This window comes from Bacillus sp. Hm123 (assembly GCF_051842975.2).
Classification (GTDB): Bacteria; Bacillota; Bacilli; order Bacillales; family Domibacillaceae; genus Bacillus_CE.
In genome coordinates, this window is record NZ_CM200277.1 from 1,745,127 (window position 1) to 1,768,334 (window position 23,208).

The window sequence follows — 23,208 nt, forward strand, 5'->3', positions numbered from 1 at the left end:
AAAATAAAAACAAAAAAATTCCTGATTACGAAGAAAATACAAGTACATGTACCTTCTTCGTAATCAGGAATTATTGGTTCCTGGTAGAAACCTCCAAACCATATTATTGGAGTTATACGAAAAGTTTTTTATTCGATTTCGTAAAAGGATAATTGAATTTATTTATATTGTCAAGTAAGGCTACGAACTTAACGAAGAATTTTATTAAATGTACAATCCCCTTATTTTTTCTTCACGTTAAAGAATATATGTAGCCAGCGCTCGCTGGACATCGAAAATGCTGTCGTCCTTCCTAAACTGTTTGGCGATCGGGTTCTCATTACCAGCAATCCAAATCAGTAATTCCGCTTCTAAGTCAAACGTTCCTGCTGTTTGTATGCTGAAAAGAGTAATACTTCGATACGGGATCGAAAGGTACTCCACTTTCTTTCCTGTTACTCCTTGCTTATTAATGAATAGTAGACGCTTGTTACTGAATACCATTAAGTCTTTTGAAAGTTCAAATGCCTTTTCAATAGACTCTCCTTCAGCGACGATGAGCTTTAGTGTTTTTTCTACGGTTTTCACATCCGCTTCTGTCGCATTACCAATTAAACCATCAAATAATCCCATATCCACACTCCTTAATACACATCTTCTAATGCTTTGCGAAGCAGTCCCATACTTCGATCTAAATCTGTCTTTACTTGTTTTTTATACAACTTGGCTTTTTCATAGTCATCAAACTGGTAAATGACGACTTCTTTGTATTTCGCTCCTTCTTGTAGCTTCTTATGCCTTTTTAAGATCCCATCATCGATTAACTCATGTAGTGAGCGATAAATCTCCGAATGGTTCGGTTCATAGCCGTACTGTTTAAAGGTCGCTTTTAATTCATCCATCGCTTGCATGCCATATAAACGATTTTCTTCGACGAACTTAATCATAAATAATTTTAAAAAAGCACGCTGTTTAATAAGGAACTTCCCTTCTCCTCTAGGCACTTTGCTCACCTCACTTATTTTAATTGCTTGGTTATTTACTTATTATTTATTTTAGCAAATTTATTGGTATAGAACGAATGTTTTATTTTAATTTGAATTTTGCACATAATGTAGTATTAAAATAACAGGCACCTGTTCAAAGGTACCTGTTACGCTTGTAAATATGGTTTTGTGTTTTTAATGATCGTTTGAATGGCTTTTGCGTTTGTTTCGTACATTTTTTTCGTTTTCGGACATTCAGTAGCAAGAGCAAATGATTCCATGTCGGCGACGAACTTTTTCAAATTAGCTAATAGTAATGGCCGTTCTTGCGGAGTAGCTGGCTGAAGAAGATCATCGAATAAATCAACGTGTAGCTCTCCATAAGAATTAATCTGGCCGATGAACACATTTTCAAGCGATACACCGGCTATTTCAAGCTGCTCATTTAACCATTCTTTCGTTTTCCCACTCTCAGCTAGCCTGTCATACAGCAATCGTCCATCCATAATAATGGTATGAGGTTCCTTTTCATTGATTGCTGTTAATTGCAAGTCACTTCTTGTCAGTGGGCGTTTATCTTTCTTTAATAAAGCATTTAAGCTACCATCTTGTTCTAGGACGGCATATTCTACATCAGCAATTGAAAAAATATTTTCTTTTCGTAATAAAGATAAGAGCTCATCAATCGTATACTTTTCTTTTTTCAAATTATCTTCTAATACTTTGCCATCTTTAATAAAGATCGTTGATTTTCCTTCGATGATACCTCGGATCGCCTTACTTTTTAATGCTAAATATCCAGCTAACAAAGGAATTAATCCCCAAACGCTAATAGAGATTAATCCATCGACGATCGATCTTTCTCTCACCGTTGATACTTCGGCTGCAATACTACCGATGGTAATACCGGTAATGTATTCAAAGAAGGATAACTGAGAAATTTGCCTTTTTCCAATGATTTTTGTGATGGCGAATAAGACAATAAGAAATACAAAGGATCGAATGGTAACATCTAACCATGGGGGCAAGGCAATCACTCCTTTTGTTAAAATCCTTGATATTGCGGTTCATGATTTTCAAGCTCATAAATGCGTTTGTTCATTTGCTCAATTACTTCATGAAGCGACATCATGCTTTCATGAAAAATTTCTTTAGATGTTAGATCATTTGACACTAGAGCCAACTTACTAAACACAGCCTCAGCATGCTTCAGACCAGCTGTGCAAGTCTTCACATCGGATGCGACGGTCATATTTCGCAGCTCCTTTACTGTATATATTCGATTGAAACGGCATGAGCGATACAAGGAATCGACTCATTTTGTTGGAAAGAAAGCGGGGAAAGCAGCGCCCCGGTTGCTACTAGTAGCATTCTTTTGAATTCGCCTCTTTTCATTCGCTTCAATAAATGACCGTAACCGACAACAGCTGAGCATCCAGCTCCGCTTGCTCCTGAAAAAACAGGTTGCGAATCTTTATAAATCATTAAGCCGCAGTCTTGCAATTGTTGATCGGTGATCGCAATCCCACGATCAGTCAGCATCTCTAGGACAATATTACGTCCAATCGCCCCTAAATCTCCGGTGACAATTAAATCATAGTAAGACGGATCGAGCTGTAATGACGTCAAATGAGCGATAATCGTATCAACAGCTGCTGGCGCCATTGCTCCCCCCATATTAAAGGGATCGGTTAACCCCATGTCGATCACTTTACCGATCGTAGCCGATACAACGACAGGTCCTTCTCCTTCTTGAGCGATTACGGCGGCTCCGGCTCCCGTTACCGTCCATTGCGCCGTTGGAGGCTTTTGCCCACCATATTCCGTCGGATAACGAAACTGCTTTTCAACCGCTGCGTTATGACTGGATGCCGCGGTTAAAATGTAATTCGCCCCTTTGCTGTTGACAATAAAGGAGCTTAAAGCAAGTCCCTCCATGGAGGTAGAGCAAGCGCCGAATAATCCCATATAAGGAATGCCTAATTGTCGAGCTCCAAAGCTTGTCGGGGTAATTTGATTAATTAAATCTCCCCCAAGAAAAAATTCAATATCCTCTTTTTGTAAACGGCTTTTTTCGATGGCTCGAAAGCAAGCTTCTTCCAGTAATTTACGATGTGCTTTCTCATACGTTTCCTGCCCAATCCATAAATCTCCGTGAAGAATATCGAAGTCATCGGCTATTTTTCCGTTGCTCTCAAAAGGGCCTCCAACGACACCAGTAGATAAGATGACAGGTTTATTTGAAAAGACCCATGTTCGCTGCTTTTCCACGTTTTCACCTCCTATTTAATTTGAATTTTGCACATAATGTTTTTAACTATTTTTATACTGCGGCTCTTCTTGCTCTACTTCTTGAATCCGTGGCTCGATCGAATCAATCACTACTTGCGTTTGAGTAGCCGCTGTTTGGTACAACTGCTTCGCTTGCTGATTGTCTGTCGCTAAACTAAAGCTTTCTAAGCTTGCTTGGGCGCTTTTTAATCCTGCTAATGTCGTTTTCAAATCATTAATAACAGTCATTTGTGTTTCCTCCCTTTAGTTAAATTCTTTACTAGCATGAGCTTCTTTTCAAAAAATATTTTTGGAAATTGTTACTACAACGCCGGAATTTTCGAATAATTCATCTATTCTGTATGTTAAAATAATGAATAAAAACTACATACATAGGGGGAAGATTTATCATGGAATTTCATCTTGCGAAAAGAATGGAAGCATTTGGTCCATCTATTTTCAGTGAATTAAAAGCTTATAAATTACAAAAACAAGCAGAAGGACAAAAGATCATCGATTTAAGCTTAGGCAGTCCCGACTTGCCACCAGCTTCTTTTGTTAGAGAAACGCTTGCCACATTGGCATCCGAGCCGGATCAATACGGCTACACTTTATCGGGTACGCAACCATTTTACGAGGCTGTGGCGAACTATTACCATCGGGCATATGGTGTAGAGCTTGACGCCTCAACAGAAATTGTTCATGCGATGGGCTCTCAAGAAGGGCTCGTTCATTTACCGCTCGTCTTTGCTGATCCTGGTGATATCATTCTTGTGACGGACCCTGGTTATCCTGCTTATGAAGCAGGATTAGCTGTCGCAGGAGCCAAACCGTACTACATGCCGCTCGTAAAAGAAAACCACTTTTTACCTGACTTACAGGCAATTCCTGCTGACATTGCCAATCAAGCACGGATGATGATTTTAAATTATCCGGGTAACCCTGTTCCAGGGCTAGCGACTGAGCCATTTTTCAGTAAAGTGATTGAATTTGCCAAAAAGCATCAGATTGTTGTCTTGCATGATGCGGCTTATTCGGAATTTTATTTCGATGATCAACAGCCGCTAAGCTTTCTAGCTGTTCCAGGTGCTAAAGACGTTGGAATGGAAATTAATTCTTTATCGAAAAGCTTTAGCTTAGCGGGTGCTAGAATTGCTTACATTGCTGGTAATAAAGAGATGATTCAAAAAGTGGCTCAATTGAAATCGAACTTAGACTATGGGGTGTTTGCTCCCATTCAAGCAGCCGGAATAGCCGCTCTTGATCGTGCAGAGGAGATTGGCCAGCTCGTTCGAACTATTTACGAAAGTCGTCGCGATGCGTTGATTGCAGCGTTAGAGAACATTGGCTGGATCGTCGATAAGCCAGCCGGCGGCATGTTTATCTGGGCGAAGATTCCGGAAGGCTGGATGTCGAAAGAATTTTGCTTTGCCTGCATTGACAAAGCAGGTGTCGTCATGGTTCCTGGACCGGCATTCGGAAAAAATGGCGAAGGATATGTTAGAATTGCCCTCGTTCATTCGGAAGAAATATTACAAGAAGCCGCTGAAAGGTTACGATCTGTGATTGAGATTTCAAAACTTTCCTAAAAACGATGCCCCTCATGATGGATTAAGATCATGAGGGGCATCTCATTCGAAGCGTTTAGCTGTTTTCTTTCAAATGTCTTGTCTATATAATATAAAACATGTATATTCGGATTACCGAATAGTGATTATGTGTAATGAGTAATGAGGGATGATATGAGAGAAACAACTAAATTAAAATCTTTAAAGCTGTCCACTTTTCAGCTGATTGTTGTACTTTATTTTGCAGGGGCACTATTATCTACCGCTTTGTTACTTCTTCCTGTAGCTCATAAACCAGGTGTGGACCTACCTTTTATTGACGCCTTATTTATTGCGGTTAGTGCTCTTAGTGTCACCGGATTGACGACAGTTGGCACTGTAGATACGTTTAGTACAGTCGGCTATTTTTTTATTCTCTTTATTTTGCAAGTTGGCGGCGTCGGCATTATGACGCTCAGTTCGATTATTTGGTTGCTCGTCGGTAAACGAATTGGGATGCGTGAGCGTCAACTGATTATGGCGGATCAAAACCGGACAGATTTATCGGGACTCGTCAAGTTGATGAGAGAAATATTTGTGCTCATTCTTTGTATTGAAGCCATCGGTGCGATTATTTTAGGAACGTATTTTCTACAATTTTATCCGACCGTCTCTGAAGCTTTTCTTCATGGACTATTTGCGGCCATTAGCGCAACAACAAATGGAGGGTTTGATATTACAGGGCAATCCCTCATTGTATATGCGAATGATTACTTCGTTCAGTTCATTAATATGATATTAATCGTTCTCGGCGCGATCGGCTTCCCCGTATTAGTGGAAGTGAAGGATTATTTAACGTATCGTGGTTCTCATAAATTTTCCTTCTCACTTTTTACAAAACTGACAACGACAGTATATGCCATACTAGCGGTCGTTGGAGCAATTGGGATTTACCTATTAGATCGCCATCATTTCTTTGTCGATAAATCTTGGCACGAATCACTGTTTTACGCTAGCTTTCAGTCGATTGCAGCCAGGAGCGCCGGGCTAACATCCATGGATTTAAATGAATTTTCAACTGCGACTTTGTTGTTGATTTCGACGTTAATGTTTATCGGAGCCTCCCCTAGCAGTGTCGGGGGCGGGTTGAGAACGACCACCTTTGCGATTGCCATGTTAAGCGTGTACTTTTTCGCTCGTGGTAAAAACACGTTAAAGATTTTTAATCGCGAAGTTCACCCCATTGATATTCAACGTTCATTTGTCGTGATCACGACTGGATTTTTTATTTGGGGCGGGTCGATTATTGTTCTTTCGTTTTTAGAGCCTAGCTTGCCAATTGTGAAAGTCGTCTTTGAAGTATCCTCGGCCTTTGGTACGACAGGGTCTTCATTAGGTATCACTCCAGACTTGAGTACACCAGCCAAACTATTATTAATTTCCTTAATGTTTATCGGTCGAATCGGGCTATTCTCGTTATTGTTCGTCATTCGTGGCCGTGAAATTAAAGAATCGTATCACTACCCGAAAGAACGTATTTTAATAGGGTAACTGAAAAACCAAGTGCTATTCCTCATAAGGAGCGGCACTTGGTTTTTATTATAGTAATGGAAATAGCCAAGGTAAAATAATCGATGTAACAATTCCAGCAAACCCCATCGCAGCTCCTGAAACCGCTCCTTGAAGTCGTCCTTCCATCACCGCCTGTGCCGTCCCAATACCATGAGCAACTGTTCCCATGGATAATCCTCTTGAAAACGGATCGGTTATTTTCGTAACATTTAAAATGAATGGCCCGAAAATAGCCCCAAACATGCCAGCAACCATGACAAAAGCAGCGGCAAGAGCTGGATCACCACCGATCACTTTGGCAACTTCGATCGCGACAGGCGTTGTGACTGCTTTCGTTGCTGCGGTGGCAGCAATTGTTTTTGATAAGCCAAATGCTTTCACAAGCCAAACCGCTGAAGCGATCGTTGAAATCGTTCCAATCGTTAAACCGATAAAAGCTGGAACGAGCCGAGACATAAACACCGCTCGATTATGATACAACGGAACCGCAAGTGCAACAGTCGCTGGTCCAAGCAAATACGTCATCATGTCTTTTGCTGGCGTATATTCTTCATAAGAAATTCCACTAAGTAACAAAACGACAATAATAACTGTTGTACTAACAAATACAGGGGTCGTAAATGGTGATGGGAAACGGAAGGATAACTTTCTAGATAGTAAATAAACAGCCACCGTCAAGAAGACACTAAATAATGTGATGCTGTTCATGACCTCTCTCCTCCCCTTTACTTGTTGCAGACAAAGCTTGAGTCACTCCACCTGTGATGACTAGCCCGATCGCTGAACTGCCAAAGATCACAACAGCAAGCATCCATCCACTAGCTTGAATCAAGCCACCAAACATCATCAAACCGACCGCAATCGGAACGAAAAAGAAAGACAGATGCTTATTTAAAAAAGAAGCCCCCCTTTCAACCCAATCGATTCGAATCACACCGGTGACAAGAAGAAAAAAGAGCAAGATCATACCAAACACATTCCCTGGTATCGGCACATTCAAAAAGTCCACTATATAATCGCTCACTTCATTAATGAGCCATAATAAAGCTATTTGCAGAATAAAAGTCATTCCATCTCTCATCGCTGTCCCTCTTTTCTTCCATCCACACTACTTTTGATTCAATATAGAACTATTTAAATGAGGTGGTGCTTGTAACGTATTCGGCTTAGCTGCCGTGAACACTTGAAGATCATTCCAAGGTGACTGAACAATCATTCGCCGTTGCTGATTATAAAGAGAATCCTTTAATTCACTGATTTCATAAATCGGCGCTAGACAACAATCAGTTTTCTCACTAAATTCGACCCAATCAGCAAATGACCTCGACTGAAATAATTGACGGACCTCTTCGTACATTGAATTTCCCTTTTCGGCCTTTTCCAAATGATAAGGGAGCCATTCTTGCTTTTGAACAGCTTCGCAAAAGTTCGACCAAAATTTCGGCTCAAGTGCCGCTAAGCTCACAAACCGCCGATCTTTCGTTTCATAAATATGGTAGGAGATAATATGTCCAGCTAATTCAGGTACACCGTTACCTTTAGGATACTGCATATGAGTCGTTAATAAGCTCATCACCGCATCTGTAATCGCTAAGTCAATATAGCTTCCCTCGCCCTCTCTTTCTCTTTTTAATAAGGCCGCAATGATCGCTTCAGAAGCTGCTAAACTGCCAATTAAATCAGCGAAAGTGAGCGTTGGATGAATGGGGCGCCCATTTTCATCCTTCAGTTGTGATAACATCCCACTCAATGCCATGTAATTTAAATCATGACTGCCAAGCGGACTCAGCTCCCCTGTTTGACCGTAGCCAGTAAGAGAACAATAAACAAGCTGAGGATGCAAGTGTTTCAACTCTTCATAACCGAATCCAAGGTTAGCCATAACTCCCGGACGAAAGCTTTCTACTAGTACATCAGCTGAGCGAATAAGCTTCCTCACTTTTTGTTGATCGTTTGGATGTTTCAAATCGAAAGCTAGGCTCCCCTTATTGCGATTGTTCCCTTGAAACACTTTCCCACCTGATAGCTCACGAGCTGGGTCTCCTTGTGGTCGCTCGATTTTGATCACTTCTGCCCCTAAATCACTTAACCGCAGAGTCGCATATGGTCCAGGGAGATATTGAGTAAAATCCAATACTTTTATTCCACTAAGCATAATTTTCTCCTCCTATTCAAATGAAAAAGAAGCTGTCCTGTAGGCAAGAAACCTCCCTCAAAGCAAGAGGAGGATCACGAACTAGCGGACAGCTGAATTTTGCGATTGATTTATAGCCTTTTAATTAACAAATCGCCCCGTTTTTCCTTTCTCTTTCCAATAGTCGTTACGAAGATGGATTTTTTGTATTTTACCTGACGCTGTTTTCGGCAACTCATCGACAAATGTCACACCTGTAATCGCTTTAAAGTGGGCTAAATGACTTCTTGAAAACTGAATTAAATCCTTCTCATTCACATCGGAAGCTTCACGTTTAACGATAAAAGCATGCGGTGTTTCTCCCCATTTTTCATGCGGAACAGCGATAACTGCAGCTTCTAACACATCTGGGTGTTCATATAACACACCTTCTACCTCAATGGAAGAAATGTTTTCACCACCACTAATAATTACGTCTTTTTTGCGGTCGACAATGTCAATATGACCATGCTCGTCAACTGTGCCCATATCTCCTGTATGCAACCAACCACTTTTTAAAGCTTGCATTGTTGCCTCTTCATTTTTCCAATAACCCTTCATCACACCATGGCTACGTACAATGACTTCACCAATGGAAATTCCATTTTTCGGAACCTCTTCCCCATTTTCATCAACAACTTTCACCTGACTGCCAATCATCGCATATCCAGCTTTTGCCTTCATTCGATATTGATCCTTTAACGGTACATCGACGAACGGTGAGCGAATGGATGAATATAAGCTTAACGGAGAGGATTCAGTCATGCCGTATACTTGGATAAACTCCCAACCTAATTCTTTCTCTACGCGAGCCACAAAGGATGGTGGTGGAGCTGATCCTGCAATGACGACACGAACACCTTTTCCGATCGATGGGACATTTTCTTCATAATATTGTAATAGGCTATTTAAAACGGTCGGTGCCATATGCATCACCGTTACGTGATCGTTGACTACCGCATCAAAAATGGCTTTTGGACTTATTTTTCTGAGGCAAATATGAGTCGTTCCATTCGCTGTGTAGTAGAAAGGAGAGCCCCAGCCATTGACGTGAAACATCGGTAAAATATGCAAATAAACATCTCGATCGGATACACGAAGTGCATGCATCGAAGACATAGCGTGTAAATAATTGTTGCGATGCGTCAGCATTACCCCTTTTGGATTACCCGTCGTTCCGCTTGTGTATAAAAGACTTGCAATATCGTCTTCTTCAAGCTCGACACGATCGAAAGCAAGTTCAGAGAAACGACTAAGCCAATGATCGTAACCGATTTCATTTGTTTCACTATTTTTATAATGAACAACAATTTGTTCAACCGTTGTTAATTGATCCTTAATTTCCTCTATGAGTGGATATAAATCTTGATCCACAAATAAAACTTTTGATTCGCTATGATTTAAAATAAATAAATAGTCATTTGGTTTTAAACGAATATTAAGCGGTACCATGATCGCTCCCACTTGATAAATTCCATAAAACCCTTCAAGCATCTCTAAGGAATTTGGTGCGAGATAGGCCACTTTGTCCCCTTTGTGTACGCCTAAGTCTATTAATCCCCTTGATAATTGATTCACACGAGCATTTAATTGGTTATATGTAAATTGACGATCTTCAGAAATTACGGCCGTTTTTTCCCCATAATATGTGACAGCACGATCTAAAAATTGCGTTAATAGTAATGGTACATTCATTTTCCATTCCCCCTTGTAGCCCTCTTTTTATTTTTTAAATTTTCTAACAATAAAATAGTACCACGAGACTGAGGGGTCATTCAATATATTTGTATGAATTTTGGAAAAAGTCACACTAAAAAGACTGACCAATTTCTTAGCCAGCCTTCGTGTTTTATACTACTTGTTCTTGTTTTTTATCAGCAAACTCTACTTCAAATCCCATCTCTTCAATCATTTGATGATCAGCTGTTGTTTCCTGACCAGCTGTTGTTAAATAATCGCCGACGAAAATGGAATTCGCTGCGTATAAGCCAAGTGGCTGCAAGGAACCTAAGTTCACTTCACGTCCTCCAGAAATGCGAATTTCTTTCGTTGGATTAATAAAACGGAATAAACAAAGCACTTTTAAGCAGTAGCGTGGATTGAGTTCATCTGTTCCTTCAAGAGGCGTGCCGTCAATTGCATGCAAGAAATTGACTGGAATTGAATCTGCATCCAATGCTTTTAAACTACGCGCCATCATCACGACATCTTCTTTCTTCTCTCTCATGCCAACAATTACACCAGAGCATGGGGAAATACCTTGATCTTTCACCTTTTCAATCGTGGCTACGCGATCATCGTATGTATGAGTCGTCGTAATTTGCTCGTGATGCTTAGCTGACGTATTAATGTTATGATTGTAACGATCGACACCAGCTTCTTTTAACTTTTCCGCTTGACCCGGCTTTAATAAACCAAGGCAAGCACAAATTTTCAATTGATACTTATCTTTAATTTCTTTTACCGCTTCAGTTACATTTTCTAGTTCTTTCTCACTTGGCCCTCGACCACTAGCAACAATACAATACGTGCCAGCCTGTAGATCATAAGCTTGCTTTGCTCCTTGAATAATAGAATCCTTATCCATCATGCGATATTTTTCAATCGGTGCCGAGGAACGAGTAGACTGAGAGCAATAACCACAGTTTTCCGGACAGATGCCAGACTTCGTGTTGATGATCATATTTAACTTTACTTTGTTGCCGTAGTAATGATGACGAATTTTATACGTTGCATTTAGTAAGGCAAGTAACTCATCATCTGGACAGTTTAAAATCGAAAGCGCTTCCGCATCTCCAATTTCATGCCCCTCAAGAACTACATCCGCTAATTCATCCCATTTTTTCACTGTATAACTCCCCCTGCTCTTTTTTCCATACTTTATCAATACTTCTATACTAAAGATAAAAGAAGAAAGGGTTTTTAGTCAACTTATTTTTAATTAAAGTTTACTAATATATATTTTTTTGTATAAAAAAGAGGCCTCTCCCTATGAGAATGACCTCTTTAACTCCATGTCTATACAATTAAAATGGCAATTGGTCTTGCTTCACTAATAAATAATAGTTAACATACTCTTCTTCCGCTTTAATTAGTTTAACTGCTACGTACCCTGCATCAAATAATTGATTAAATAATTTTCGATACGTCTTCTTCCACTGCAAAGCAACTTCTGGATTCGTTTTTCTAATTTCTTGGAAGCTTTTCGGCACAGGTACTAACCATTTTTCTCCCTCTAGTTGACTATTTAGCTCATCAATGAAAAGGGTGCCATCTTCATTCACTCCCCAAGAAGCAGCCATCTTCGCTCCTTCTTCACTCCACTCGTTCGGCTGATCTAAATAATCTTCTTTAATATGCCACTCGATCATAAATCGATCGGTTGGCATCCCTTCACTGAAGCTGTCCGGCATATCACCATAGCAATCTTCAATATATGTTCGACAAATTCCATTTAATTTAGATAGATTTAAATAGCCGTTAACACTTTCTAATGGATCGTACGTCCAAGTAATTAACGAATAGCCTAAGTTGATCGCTTCTTGGCGTTGCGCCTTTTTCAGCGCATCTCCTATTCCTTGCTTTTGATAGTCTGGATGAATTCCTAAGTTATGTGAGCATAAATAACTATGACCATTGCGAAAACCAGCAAAGCTATAACTAAACCCAATTAGCTGGTCACCTTGAAATGCCCCTAATGCTAACCCACCATTTTTGTGAGCAATCATCGTCTGATTTTCTGGAATCGGCTCAATTCCCCAAATCAATCTTTCAAGGTCGGCCATTTTCTTAAAATCTTCGTACGTTTCGAATAAACGAATTGTGTATGTATGGGACATGTCCTTCTCCTCTCGCTGTTGAACTCTAGGCTATTATATAAAAAATAATGTGAAATTTCAATTAGTGGGACAACTCTACATAAGCTAGTATTTCTTAAATTTTGAATGTTTGAACTCACCGACGTTTTAGGATATACTTTTTTTAGTTTTAAAAGCAATTTGCTTGTCGTTAAGGCAAATAGGAGGAACGACGTTGAAAAAATCATCTATTTTCATTTCTTTAATGGTCGCCGTGGTGTTTGTTTTATCAGGGTGCCAAAGCGCTGAACAAGAAGGGTACTTTTTTCATGATTATTTAGTCAACCCTTTTGTCCAGCTTATTCATACGCTAGGTCAATTTTTAGGTAACTATGGATTTGCTATTATTGTCATTACTTTAGCTGTGCGTTTAATTTTGTTACCACTCATGATGAATTCAATGAAAAAGCAACAAGTCATGAGAGACAAGATGGAAGTCGTTAAGCCAGAAATGGAAAAGATTCAAAAACGACTGAAAGAAGCAAAAAATCCAGAGGAACAGAAAAAAGTTCAGCAAGAAATGATGCAGTTGTATCAGCAGCATAATATCAATCCATTTGCGATGGGTTGCTTACCGGTCTTCATACAGATTCCGATCTGGATGGGTCTATACTATGCAATCCGTATTTCAGAAGATATTCAAACCGCTAATTTCTTATGGTTTAAATTAGGGCAGCCAGATATCACGATGGCAATCATCGCGGGAATTATGTATTTCTTCCAATTCAAAGTATCGATGATCAATGTGCCTGAACAACAAAAGCAGCAAATGAAGCTGATCGGTATGCTATCACCGATTATGATCTTATTCTTCTCTTTCACCACCCCTGCCGCGCTACCACTTTATTGGGCAGTAAGTGGATTGTTCCTCATCGGACAAACTTGGTTAAGCAAAAAATGGTATTCTACACATCCAGTAAAAGAAAGTAATGAATAAAAAGTAGGGAGCTGAGATAGCTCCCTACTTTTTATTTGCTATTTTATTAAATTTTTACATTAATCATCTTGTCTTTTACACTTCTTCTAGTACAATTACCTTCAATAAGACTTTTTTACTTATTACAATATACCGATATTTCTTATCCACTTATTGGTTTTTCAGGAGGTTGTTTTATGCTAAAAAATATGAGACCAAGAGCAACGACTTCTATGCTCACTCAATTTGGAACAGATTCTACTATACAAGGACGCTTTAGCAACACACTAGCTTACAATCATTTTAATGAATCAGATTTTATTCGAATTAAAGAAATATATGAAAGGCTAACTTTTTTAGAAACGGAAATGATAGAACTATTCCAAACATATCTTGCTAAATGTCGCGAACCGCATTCGAAAGAAATCCCACAGCAAGAGATCGTCAACTATCTTCGTAACTTCTTCACGAACAAACGTGATACTGACTATGTAACAAATACTTTATCCTTTTTCTATTTGCTAAGAAGTAGCCATTATAATTTAGGCAAATTAATTGTCATGTTTAATCAATTTAACTTTTATGTAATCACGAACACCCTTCACTTTCTCGGATTGAAACCATCCACGTGCATTACGTATATGCACTCCATCCAAAAAGCGATCAACATTGATCAAGAATTGCTCACTGAATGTTTTTCAGAGCAAATGATGGAACAAGTGATTCAAGAAATTGGTCAATTAATGGATGAAACAACAAAAATTATGTTTATTAAAGATTTAGTTCAACTACTCGATAACCAAAATGCTCAAGTGCAAACGTCGACTGTCGCAACGGATGAAATGAGAGCATCGATTAATGCCGTCGCTGAGTCATCATCTACTGTGTCTGAAAAAACAGGTATCTTAGTTGATCGAACTAACTATGGCCATCAAATTATTTCTGACGCTTTAGATGAAATTTTTAATACAGAAACGACTTTTTCAGATATTGTAGAGAAATTCTCTCGGTTGCAGTCGTACGTGTCAACCATTGAAAATGTTGTTCAATTAATTAATGATATTGCCGACCAAACTAATTTACTCGCTCTCAACGCATCAATTGAAGCAGCTCGTGCAGGAGAGCACGGCAAAGGATTTGCTATTGTTGCACAAGAAGTACGTAAACTAGCAGAAAACACGGTATCCTCCTTGCAAAAAGTCAATGAAAACGTCACAAATTTAAAGTCCTTTTCTCAAGACGTTTCTATTTCTATCGGAGATACAGCCTCTGTTATTAAAAAAGCGGTATCTGAAGCGAAGAACTCCTTGCCAGTGTTAACAGAAATTGTGGAAACAATTAGTGACATTAACGAAGATATTAACAGTACAGCAGCTGTGACCGAGGAACAGTCGGCTACGATGGATGAAATGGCCAATCAAATGCAACAGATTGCCATCCTTACAGATAACATACGCTCGTTAGGGGACGATACGGGTGCTGCGATCCATGGGCTTGGAAAACAAATAAATACATTCCGGTTAAACGTGATTGAAAAAAATACCATTGTTTTATCAACCAAAGCTTTACTAATGCTATCAAAAACCGATCATTATATTTGGAAATGGAGAATTTACAATATGTTTCTCGGCTTAGAGGATATCAACCCTCAAGATATTTCTTCTCATATAGACTGTCGACTTGGAAAATGGTACTACGAACCACAAACGAAACAGCGCTTTGGTCAATTTGATAGCTATAGAAAACTTGAAGCTGTTCATAAAATGGTGCATGAACAAGCGAAAGAAGCAGCAATTTACTTCCAACAAAATGAGCTTCAACAGGCGGAAGAGGCATTGGTACGCTTAGAAGAAGCATCTGAACAAGTTGTTCAATATATTGATGACATTTTATCTTCTTTGCCAACGAGATAATGAATGAGCAGAAGCCTTCTGGTTTCTGCTTTTTATTTGCATATATGTCCCATTCGCTTTAAAGTAAAGAGAGAGAAAAAATGCGATAAAATGAAACTTTTTTAACTATTCTTACGTAGAACAAGTAAAATCCTAAATGGAGTGAATCATATGAGAAACGCCAGCTTTATTCTATGGCGCGCATTGGTAGCGATCCCTATCGCTGCAGGAGGAGGCATTTTCGTTAGTAATCAGTGGGGCTTTTCTCCCCTTATTACTGGTATTGCGAGCTTGACATTAGGAATACTCCTTTTTTATAGCTTAGGACGCATAGCCGATGCCCGTCTGTACAAAAAATATGGACTTGCTAGAAAAGAGTATTACTTTATTCTCGACAACTTAAAAGATGCGCGTGAAAAATTAAGTCGATTGCAAAAAGGGTTTATTAAAGTTCGAAGCATCAGCTCTTTTAAACAGATGATTGAACTGAATCGGTTAGTGCGACGAATTTTTTCGATCGTAAAGAAGGAACCGAAACGCTTTTATGAAGCTGAAGCCTTCTTCTACTCGCATCTTGATTCAGTCGTCGAGTTATCCGAAAAACATGCTCATCTGAATGGGCATAAAATCAAAAATGAATCCGTCAAGCAATCATTACTTGAAACACAAGAAACATTAGATGATTTAACGAAAACGTTAGAAGAAGATTTGCATAAAGTACTGGCAAAAGATATTGAACATTTATCTTTTGAGCTCGATGTAGCCAAGCATTCATTAACAAAACAGAATTTGATTGACCCTAACGACAAAAGGAGATTGTGATCATGACAAACGAATCAAACGAAAAACAGCCTACTCTCTTTAAAGATCCTGTCAATGAACTTGACGACTTACTGTCAAGCCCATTCGGAGACAATTTAGCTCAACCTGCCGCCTCTTCCACACCAACGAATGCACAAGTGGAAAAGAAACTAATTGATGTACTCCCTGAAGAACACCAACTAAAAGCGAAAGAACTAGCCAAACAAATTGACCCAACCAATCATCAAGCGATTATTAGCTATGGTACTTCTGCTCAGACACAGTTATCTAGCTTCTCACACTCAATGCTAGATCATGTCCAACAAAAAGATATCGGCAGTGTCGGCGATATTTTGAACGACTTAATGAAAAGGCTACAAGAAGTCAACCCGGATGAATTGCAGCCTGAAAAGAAAAACATGTTTAGCCGACTATTTAATCGCGTGTCTAGTTCCATTCAAGAAGTTTTGTCTAAATATCAAAAGGTTGGCAGTCAAATTGACCGCATCAGCATTAAATTAGACCATTCGAAACAACTCTTACTTGAAGACATCGTCATGCTAGAACAGCTATATGAGAAAAATAAAGAATATTTTCAAGCGCTTAATATTTTCATCGCTGCTGGAGAACTGAAGTTAGAAGAATTACAAACTGAAACCATCCCGGCTCTTCGTCAAAAAGCAGAACAATCCGGTGATCAAATGGCGTATCAAGACGTCAATGATATGGTACAATTTGCTGATCGTTTAGAAAAGCGTCTTCATGATTTAAAATTAAGCCGCCAAATTACGATTCAAAGTGCTCCACAAATTCGAATGATTCAAAACATGAACCAAGCATTAGCTGAAAAAATCCAGTCATCGATTCTAACGGCGATTCCATTATGGAAAAATCAAATTGCCATCGCTTTAACACTCGTTCGACAAAAGAAAGCGATGGAGTCTCAAAAGCAAGTTTCACAAACGACCAATGACTTATTATTAAAAAATGCCGAAATGCTGAAAACGAATACGATCGAAACGGCGAAAGAAAATGAACGCGGTCTTGTTGATATTGAAACATTGAAGAAAACGCAATCGAACTTGATCTCTACATTAGAAGAAACGATGCGCATTCAGCAAGAAGGTCGAACGAAGCGCCAGCAAGCTGAGCAAGAACTATCTGCTATGGAAAACGAACTAAAACAAAAGCTATTACATTTAAAATAAAAAAACGGTGGGCTTCAGCGCCCCACCGTTTTTTTATTTTCTTTCTCCAATTTTACTAACGATCCATCCTACCATTCCACCAGCAATCGCTGGAAGTAACCATCCAAGCCCCGACGAAAAGAATGGGACCCAAGAAATTGCTTGATGTAAAGCTTCTATTTCTACTCCAAATGCCGTTAACCCATCATTTAGACTAAAGAGTGCAGTCGTCACAATCGCTCCGATATATAAGCCTCTGGGGCTATGAACGAAGCGTGTAACAAAGGATAAAAGCACTAGTACGATGGCAAAAGGATAAATCATAATTAACACAGGAACGGATATGTTAATTATTTGCGTAAGACCTAAATTAGCAATGGTAAAGCTAATAATAATTAATACTCGCACAAAGTTTTTATAGGAAATTGTTGGCCATCGTTCGTTAAAGTATTGAGCACAAGCAGAGGTTAGACCGATACAAGTCGTTAAACAAGCTAAAGCCACGATCGTTCCGAGCAATACTTGCCCTCCATCACCAAACAATAAGTAAGCGGCCTCCGTTAAAAGTGCTCCCCCGTTCTCATAACTTCCTGTCATCGTCATTTTCGTGCCAATCCAACCAATTGAAATATATACGGTCGCTAAACCGACACCAGCAATGATCCCTGCACTAATCGTTGCTTTAGTCAGACTTCCTCGATCGGTAACTCCTCGCTCAGCAAAAGCGGAAATAACTACAATCCCGAACGCTAACGCCGCAATCGTATCCATCGTCAAATATCCTTCAATAAAGCCAGCAATAAATGGCGACTGCGCATATTTTTCTGTCGGTGCTGTGAGCGGGGCATCAAATTTGAAGAAAGCCGCTACACATAGACCGGCAATCGATAGCAACAAAGCAGGTGTTAACCATTGACCGATCCGGTCGACGAGCTTTGATGGATTCAAACTAAGTAAATAGACTAATAGAAAAAAGCCTGTCATAAAAACAAAAAGTGAACCCTTACTAGATGCTTCTAAAAATGGCTGTATCCCCATTTCATATGCAACACTTGCCCCTCTAGGAATACCAAAAAATGGACCGATTGCTAAATAGACAATGATCGCAAATGCCATTCCAAATAATGGATGAACTCGACTTCCAATCGCAGCGACTCCCCCTCTAGTAAAAGAAATGGCCACTACCGCAAGAATCGGCAAGCTAACACCTGTAATGACAAACCCAATAATCGCAGGCCAAAACGAGCGACCAGCTTCCATTCCTAAAAAAGGTGGGAAAATTAAATTCCCTGCTCCAAAGAAAAGAGCGAAAAGCATAAGCCCCGTAAATAATATATCTTTCTTCTTCATGATGATCTCCTCTCCAACTGCCAGCAATAAACCAGATGATCTGATTAGTATCATTCACTGATTTGATAACCATTTTCATTTAATGTTTATTCCGAATAATATTCTACGCAATTTGACGAAAAATGTCAATTGAATTTTTAGAATATTTTATTTTTAAAGATAACACTTCGTTTGAAAAATTCGATGTATTCTGAAAAAACAAGAAATAAGAAGAAGCGGAGATACCCTTCCCCTTATGTCATACTTTTATATAATAATTTTTTCAAAAGCGGAAATAAAATAGCAGGTAATTCCTCAATAGCTGAGACAAACAGGCTATATTTCCCGTATATATTTTGAATCGTTTTTCTTTGAGCTTCCTCTATCTCTTCATTGGCTAAAAAGACATTGATCACTTCAACCCCTTGCTTTCTAGCTAGCAATACCGCCTCGTGTGTATCGATGACTCCTTGACGATCGTAATCATAAGCAGCTGGTTCACCATCTGAAAAGACGAGTAGAAACTTTTGTTTTTCTCTCCTTCGAAGGAGTTTTTCCGTTATGATTCGTATTGCAAAGCCATCACGATTATCTTCTTCCGGTTGCAACTGCAAAATTTCTGGCCCGCTTCTTTTTTGTAAAGAGCTGTGATAATTGACGACCGTTTGAAAATGATTCGGTTGATACGTCTCCGTCGCGTCATTCGTATCTTCCCAAAAGCCAATAATTTCATGAGGAACCTTGACAGATTTTAACGCCTCGTGAAACAGAACGATCCCTAGCTTCGTTTCTTCCATTTTATCTTGCATCGAAGCCGAACAATCCACGAGTAAAGTGAACACAGCATCAATTTCAACAGAAGGCTCCTGTTTTTTATAAAATAAGCGTGGTTGCTCTTCTAAGAAAAAACGCAATAGCTTTTTGTTTAACCGCCCTGCCTGAAGATCATTTCGTGGTCGAATTTTTTTGTGCTCTAATGTTTGTTCAATCATATTCGTTAATTTCTTTCGTAACGGAGCAATCCGAGCTTGTTTTTCTTTGTAATTCCTTATTTGCTCATGGCGAGGAGGCTGAATGACATCAAAAATAGGCATCGCAAAACGGTTCTCTTTGCCATATTTCGCTTCATGTCCGCCTTTATTGATCTCTTTTTTCAGTTGTTCCACTTGCAGGTTCGTAAAGTCGTTTCTGTTTGTTTTCTTTGCAGATCCTTGCACCATCGCTAGCGCTTGATCGCCTTCATCTCCTTCTCTTGCACCTTCGCCCATTATTTCTGTTTTAGAACCTTGATCGAGATCAAATTGCAAAAAGCTTTTACCTAATTCACTCGTTTCTCGATGCCACGTGCGAAACTCTTCATCTAATACTTCTTCCTCACCCGTTTTCTTCTCTTCTAATTGATCGTCATTCGCTAAAGGGTCTTGTCTCTTCATGTCTTGAAACGTTTCCTCTTCACCACTGAACCAATTTGTTACATCAGGTAAATGAACGTATTCATTTAACATATCTTTTGACAATAGTTCATCTAATACGTCTATCAGCAGTTCACAAATTCGAACGGTTTCTTTCGTCGATGTTGTTTCAAACAAGCGAAGCACAGATGATTGAATAAAGGGCATCGCTCGATCTAATTCTGCATTTATTGAAGGTGGCTCGATCGGTGCCTCCGCATTTAATAACAAAAATAAATAGTTAAATAAAGCGTCTGTATGAAGGCTCTTGACTAAATTTACATTTAGTTGTGTTTGAAAATATTGACGCAACATTCTTCTTCTTACGGCAAAGGCCTTCTTCGTACCCGGTCGCTCGAATTTAATGTTTTCTTCTATTCTTACATCTTCTGCGGTCACCAATAATTGTTTCGCAAAAGAAGGAATCGTCGTTTTCATAACCCTATCAACAAACGTCTTAACCTCATATTCGTCGACATATCGAAAATGACCGATAGCTCGTAAGAACACATCGGATTGATAGCCATTCCATGTGTCATCCGCTGAACGATGATGCCAAAAGTGACTGACGTAGATGATATGTTCTTGTTTATTAACGTAAGAATGCGGTCCATACTCTACTTCCATTTCTGGATTTTTCGTTAACGTTTTTGCTAAATCAGATAGCTGCATAAATAAAAAGGAATCAACCATTTCATCATTAAATTGGATAAATCTCTCCATAAAATCTCCTCATTCAAACATAGTTTCTGCGATGTTTTTGACAGCTGCTTGTTCCCTTTCATCTTCTAGCTTATCGATGATCGCCCGCTGAATCGCTCGTAGTGGAGGCATATAAGTCGCTAAATCACAAGCATCAATTAATGCTCTGACAGAAGCGGCTTCTTCTGATACTTGTCCATTTCTGACTTGTACAATTAAATCTTGTGATAAAGTAGTGAAACGATCAATCATTGTCGCATCGGTCAGACGGCTTTCCTTTAAAAGAATGGCTTTTAATGTGGCTCCTTTTACGTAGGACACTTCAATGACGATAAAGCGATTTTTTAACGCTTCATTCATCGGAACCGTTCCAACATAGCCTTCATTAATCGCCGCAATGACACCGAAAGTAGGGGCTGCTTTAATTACTTCATTCGTAAATGGATTAGTGATCGTACGGCGATAATCTAACACCCCGTTTAAAATCGGCAATGTTTCTGGCTTAGCCATATTAATTTCATCAATATAAAGCAAGTGACCTGTTCTCATCGCTTGAACGACAGGTCCAGGAACAAATTCAATATAGTTCTTTCCAGCTTTCTCGGAGATCGTTTTATAGCCAAGCATCGCTTCAGCATCAAGGTCCACGGAACAATTAATGCTATGCATCGGCTGTGCAAACATCGCTGATAACGTTTCAGCGAGCTTCGTCTTTCCAGAACCAGTAGGACCTTTTAATAAGATGTTTTTTCCCATCGATAAAGCAACTACCGCATCAAGTATAACTTCTTGCTCCTCCGGCTGGTATCCTGATTGACCGATCAAATCGCTTGCCGGATCATGAATAAATTGCTGTTTACGTTCTTCTATCTGTTGTCGGACGACAGCAGGTAATTCCGTCATTATCACTAACATCTTTCCTTTCCATTCGTTTTCTACCTGCTTTCTATCATACCTGTCCTGTTCGTTTTAGTACAACAATATGAAGCAGAAAAAAAACTGATTGCAAACGAACAATCAGCCTTCATAATCATATATGTATAATCCTCTTCCTAATTTACGGACACGCTGATTTTCACGTTCAAGCGCTACCATAAACGTCGTCATATTGGCAATTTTCTTCCCTGTGTTCTCTTCAATTTGACGTTGCAATTCCACTCCGCGAATGGGCGTGTTTTGAGTTTTCAAGACCGAAATCGCTGTGTTTCTCAATTCATCTAGGTTCTCACTTCGCCGTCCTCGCTTTTTCTTGTCTGGCAAACTAGTGATTGGTATTATTTCCTTTGGCATCTCCCTATTGCCAATAGCAGCAGCGTCTAACTCTTTTAATCGCTGAAAAATGACTTCACGTTCACGATTAAATTCACGAATGATCTTGAACTCAGAATCAGCAAGTTGTTCTAGCCTGATTTTCAATGCTACTCTCTCATCAAACACCTGTACTCCCCCTAAGTAAACATAGAAACTATTTTATATGTATGAAGATATTTGAAGGATTATGATACTATAGTCCCCAAAAACATCCTTCCTTGCCCATAATATTAACAAAAAAAGAGTAAAAAAACTAGTAAATATTCAAATTTATTAATTTATGCAATAATTCAAAGGAAAGGCTGTATATAGAGGAGTGAACTCCTCTATATACAGCCTTTTAATCAAATTATGCATCTTTAAAATAATCTTTATAGAAGCCGGAAATACTTCCTTTATTGTCGACAACAAAATAAAACTCTTCCGTTTCATTTTTAACATCGTATGTTTGACCAGCCGTTAATCGGTTATTCACCATATATTTCGCTGCATTTGTGTGTACGCATTCTACTTGCTTCACTGTTTCTTTCTTCGTCCATGTAAGATGATTCATAATATCCTCCTTTGGCGGTTCCACCTATGATTTTTTTCAAAGCGAACGGAAGTAGATGATTGATATCATCGATTGCCTACTGGTTTCCACCCATATATCCGCAACATGCTCGCTAATATCATTCCTGTCAACGTATCACCTGTTCTATCTTTAGCTAATGCTTCATTTCCGCTCATATTAATTATACCTGTCCCGTCAGGAAAGGCAATCACTGAATATGGTCCTTTTAACCTAACGATCACTCACTCTTTTTGTTTACATAATATTTTTATAATCAATAACCTTCATCTATTCAGCCCTTTTTCATGTGATAAACAAGCTTCCTTTTAATAGCGTTTACTTCCTGCGCACGACTTTAGATGGATTTCAATCATTATACTTTAAAACACGTTAATAAACATGTATAATACACAGCAAATAAAGAATACTCTTTATTTCTAACTTGCCTTATGCTCTAAGTAACCGAAAACAAAGGAGGATGTTTCATGAAAATTATGAGTAATGAAATGCTAGTCGCTGCTTATCGGGATGCAAAGAAGAAAGGTCAAGATCGAGATTGGATTCGCTTACTGCGAATGGAAGTACAAAAACGGGGCTTAATGATAAATAAATAGTTTAGAAAAAAAGGTGTGCCAGCTAAGGCACACCTTTACATATGATCTTTTGTGCTAAGAGCTGTCG

General features: G+C 39.1%; 25 protein-coding genes and 1 riboswitch. Of the genes, 7 read left to right on the forward strand and 18 right to left on the reverse strand.

The genetic code is table 11. The features are described from left to right. Window positions 1-40: 40 nt before the first annotated feature. Window positions 41-140: riboswitch (purine riboswitch) on the reverse strand. A 97-nt stretch (window positions 141-237) separates the two neighbouring features. The 6 genes from ACSVDJ_RS08950 to ACSVDJ_RS08975 all read right to left on the reverse strand — a co-directional run bounded on the left by ACSVDJ_RS08950 (window position 238) and on the right by ACSVDJ_RS08975 (window position 3,485). Then, the gene (locus ACSVDJ_RS08950) at window positions 238-612 is read right to left on the reverse strand and encodes a PH domain-containing protein (protein ID WP_094836890.1); all 375 of its coding nucleotides are present in this window, start codon (window positions 610-612) and stop codon (window positions 238-240) included. Window positions 613-623: 11 nt separating this feature from the next. Continuing rightward, window positions 624-983: a replication termination protein gene (locus tag ACSVDJ_RS08955; RefSeq protein ID WP_094836889.1), complete on the reverse strand. Its 360-nt coding sequence runs from the start codon at window positions 981-983 to the stop codon at window positions 624-626. Between the two features lie 149 nt (window positions 984-1,132). Then, window positions 1,133-1,993 carry a DUF421 domain-containing protein gene (locus ACSVDJ_RS08960; protein WP_439168155.1) on the reverse strand — a complete coding sequence of 287 codons (861 nt, stop codon included), beginning with the start codon at window positions 1,991-1,993 and terminating at the stop codon, window positions 1,133-1,135. Window positions 1,994-2,010: 17 nt separating this feature from the next. Continuing rightward, window positions 2,011-2,217 carry a DUF1657 domain-containing protein gene (locus tag ACSVDJ_RS08965; protein WP_439168156.1) on the reverse strand — a complete coding sequence of 69 codons (207 nt, stop codon included), beginning with the start codon at window positions 2,215-2,217 and terminating at the stop codon, window positions 2,011-2,013. Between the two features lie 14 nt (window positions 2,218-2,231). Continuing rightward, window positions 2,232-3,236, reverse strand: a complete 1,005-nt coding sequence (spoVAD, locus tag ACSVDJ_RS08970) for a stage V sporulation protein AD (protein WP_439168158.1) — start codon at window positions 3,234-3,236, stop codon at window positions 2,232-2,234. A 42-nt stretch (window positions 3,237-3,278) separates the two neighbouring features. Next, complete coding sequence (locus ACSVDJ_RS08975; protein ID WP_100402729.1) at window positions 3,279-3,485, reverse strand: DUF1657 domain-containing protein; 207 nt, start codon at window positions 3,483-3,485, stop codon at window positions 3,279-3,281. Window positions 3,486-3,646: 161 nt separating this feature from the next. Here ACSVDJ_RS08975 and ACSVDJ_RS08980 point away from each other — a divergent pair, with 161 nt between their 5' ends. Both ACSVDJ_RS08980 and ACSVDJ_RS08985 read left to right on the forward strand, forming a co-directional pair. Next, window positions 3,647-4,825 carry an LL-diaminopimelate aminotransferase gene (locus ACSVDJ_RS08980; protein ID WP_439168159.1) on the forward strand — a complete coding sequence of 393 codons (1,179 nt, stop codon included), beginning with the start codon at window positions 3,647-3,649 and terminating at the stop codon, window positions 4,823-4,825. Window positions 4,826-4,978: 153 nt separating this feature from the next. Further along, window positions 4,979-6,334 carry a TrkH family potassium uptake protein gene (locus ACSVDJ_RS08985; protein ID WP_439168160.1) on the forward strand — a complete coding sequence of 452 codons (1,356 nt, stop codon included), beginning with the start codon at window positions 4,979-4,981 and terminating at the stop codon, window positions 6,332-6,334. A 48-nt stretch (window positions 6,335-6,382) separates the two neighbouring features. Here the strand turns inward: ACSVDJ_RS08985 and ACSVDJ_RS08990 are convergent, their stop codons facing one another. From ACSVDJ_RS08990 to ACSVDJ_RS09015, 6 genes are all read right to left on the reverse strand, one after another. Continuing rightward, window positions 6,383-7,063 carry an LrgB family protein gene (locus tag ACSVDJ_RS08990; RefSeq protein ID WP_439168161.1) on the reverse strand — a complete coding sequence of 227 codons (681 nt, stop codon included), beginning with the start codon at window positions 7,061-7,063 and terminating at the stop codon, window positions 6,383-6,385. Beyond that, a complete protein-coding gene (locus ACSVDJ_RS08995; protein ID WP_439168163.1) occupies window positions 7,041-7,436 on the reverse strand; it encodes a CidA/LrgA family protein in 396 nt (131 codons plus the stop codon). Before ACSVDJ_RS08995 ends, ACSVDJ_RS08990 begins: the two co-directional genes overlap by 23 nt. A gap of 27 nt (window positions 7,437-7,463) precedes the next feature. After that, window positions 7,464-8,510 (reverse strand): CaiB/BaiF CoA transferase family protein, encoded by a 1,047-nt coding sequence (locus ACSVDJ_RS09000; protein ID WP_439168165.1) that lies wholly within the window; start codon window positions 8,508-8,510, stop codon window positions 7,464-7,466. Between the two features lie 120 nt (window positions 8,511-8,630). Next, complete coding sequence (locus ACSVDJ_RS09005) at window positions 8,631-10,223, reverse strand: long-chain-fatty-acid--CoA ligase (RefSeq protein WP_439168166.1); 1,593 nt, start codon at window positions 10,221-10,223, stop codon at window positions 8,631-8,633. Window positions 10,224-10,377: 154 nt separating this feature from the next. After that, window positions 10,378-11,376: a biotin synthase BioB gene (gene bioB, locus ACSVDJ_RS09010; RefSeq protein ID WP_439168167.1), complete on the reverse strand. Its 999-nt coding sequence runs from the start codon at window positions 11,374-11,376 to the stop codon at window positions 10,378-10,380. A 178-nt stretch (window positions 11,377-11,554) separates the two neighbouring features. Further along, window positions 11,555-12,367: a GNAT family N-acetyltransferase gene (locus ACSVDJ_RS09015; protein WP_439168168.1), complete on the reverse strand. Its 813-nt coding sequence runs from the start codon at window positions 12,365-12,367 to the stop codon at window positions 11,555-11,557. A gap of 193 nt (window positions 12,368-12,560) precedes the next feature. Between ACSVDJ_RS09015 and yidC the strand changes: the two genes are divergently transcribed. The 4 genes from yidC to ACSVDJ_RS09035 all read left to right on the forward strand — a co-directional run bounded on the left by yidC (window position 12,561) and on the right by ACSVDJ_RS09035 (window position 17,202). Then, window positions 12,561-13,322 carry a membrane protein insertase YidC gene (gene yidC / locus ACSVDJ_RS09020; protein ID WP_439168170.1) on the forward strand — a complete coding sequence of 254 codons (762 nt, stop codon included), beginning with the start codon at window positions 12,561-12,563 and terminating at the stop codon, window positions 13,320-13,322. A gap of 176 nt (window positions 13,323-13,498) precedes the next feature. Next, a complete protein-coding gene (locus tag ACSVDJ_RS09025; protein ID WP_439168171.1) occupies window positions 13,499-15,214 on the forward strand; it encodes a methyl-accepting chemotaxis protein in 1,716 nt (571 codons plus the stop codon). Window positions 15,215-15,364: 150 nt separating this feature from the next. Then, complete coding sequence (locus tag ACSVDJ_RS09030; RefSeq protein ID WP_439168173.1) at window positions 15,365-16,015, forward strand: 5-bromo-4-chloroindolyl phosphate hydrolysis family protein; 651 nt, start codon at window positions 15,365-15,367, stop codon at window positions 16,013-16,015. Between the two features lie 2 nt (window positions 16,016-16,017). Then, entirely contained in the window at window positions 16,018-17,202 is a 1,185-nt protein-coding gene (locus ACSVDJ_RS09035) for a toxic anion resistance protein (protein ID WP_439168174.1), read from the forward strand. A gap of 33 nt (window positions 17,203-17,235) precedes the next feature. Here ACSVDJ_RS09035 and brnQ read toward each other — a convergent pair whose 3' ends face one another. The 6 genes from brnQ to ACSVDJ_RS09065 form a co-directional block, all read right to left on the reverse strand. Continuing rightward, window positions 17,236-18,531, reverse strand: a complete 1,296-nt coding sequence (gene brnQ, locus ACSVDJ_RS09040; protein WP_439169054.1) for a branched-chain amino acid transport system II carrier protein — start codon at window positions 18,529-18,531, stop codon at window positions 17,236-17,238. 233 nt (window positions 18,532-18,764) lie between these two features. Continuing rightward, window positions 18,765-20,684, reverse strand: coding sequence for a vWA domain-containing protein (locus tag ACSVDJ_RS09045; RefSeq protein WP_439168176.1), 1,920 nt, complete (start codon window positions 20,682-20,684; stop codon window positions 18,765-18,767). Between the two features lie 9 nt (window positions 20,685-20,693). Continuing rightward, window positions 20,694-21,566 carry an ATP-binding protein gene (locus tag ACSVDJ_RS09050; protein ID WP_439168178.1) on the reverse strand — a complete coding sequence of 291 codons (873 nt, stop codon included), beginning with the start codon at window positions 21,564-21,566 and terminating at the stop codon, window positions 20,694-20,696. A 114-nt stretch (window positions 21,567-21,680) separates the two neighbouring features. Continuing rightward, a complete protein-coding gene (locus tag ACSVDJ_RS09055) occupies window positions 21,681-22,100 on the reverse strand; it encodes a Rok-like winged helix domain-containing protein (protein ID WP_439168179.1) in 420 nt (139 codons plus the stop codon). A gap of 223 nt (window positions 22,101-22,323) precedes the next feature. Next, window positions 22,324-22,527: a DUF6501 family protein gene (locus tag ACSVDJ_RS09060; protein ID WP_100402716.1), complete on the reverse strand. Its 204-nt coding sequence runs from the start codon at window positions 22,525-22,527 to the stop codon at window positions 22,324-22,326. A 65-nt stretch (window positions 22,528-22,592) separates the two neighbouring features. Then, complete coding sequence (locus tag ACSVDJ_RS09065) at window positions 22,593-22,769, reverse strand: NAD(P)H-hydrate dehydratase (protein WP_439168182.1); 177 nt, start codon at window positions 22,767-22,769, stop codon at window positions 22,593-22,595. A gap of 243 nt (window positions 22,770-23,012) precedes the next feature. Between ACSVDJ_RS09065 and sda the strand changes: the two genes are divergently transcribed. Then, on the forward strand, window positions 23,013-23,141 hold the full coding sequence (sda, locus tag ACSVDJ_RS09070; protein ID WP_094836103.1) for a sporulation histidine kinase inhibitor Sda: 129 nt from the start codon (window positions 23,013-23,015) through the stop codon (window positions 23,139-23,141). Window positions 23,142-23,208 lie beyond the last annotated feature (67 nt).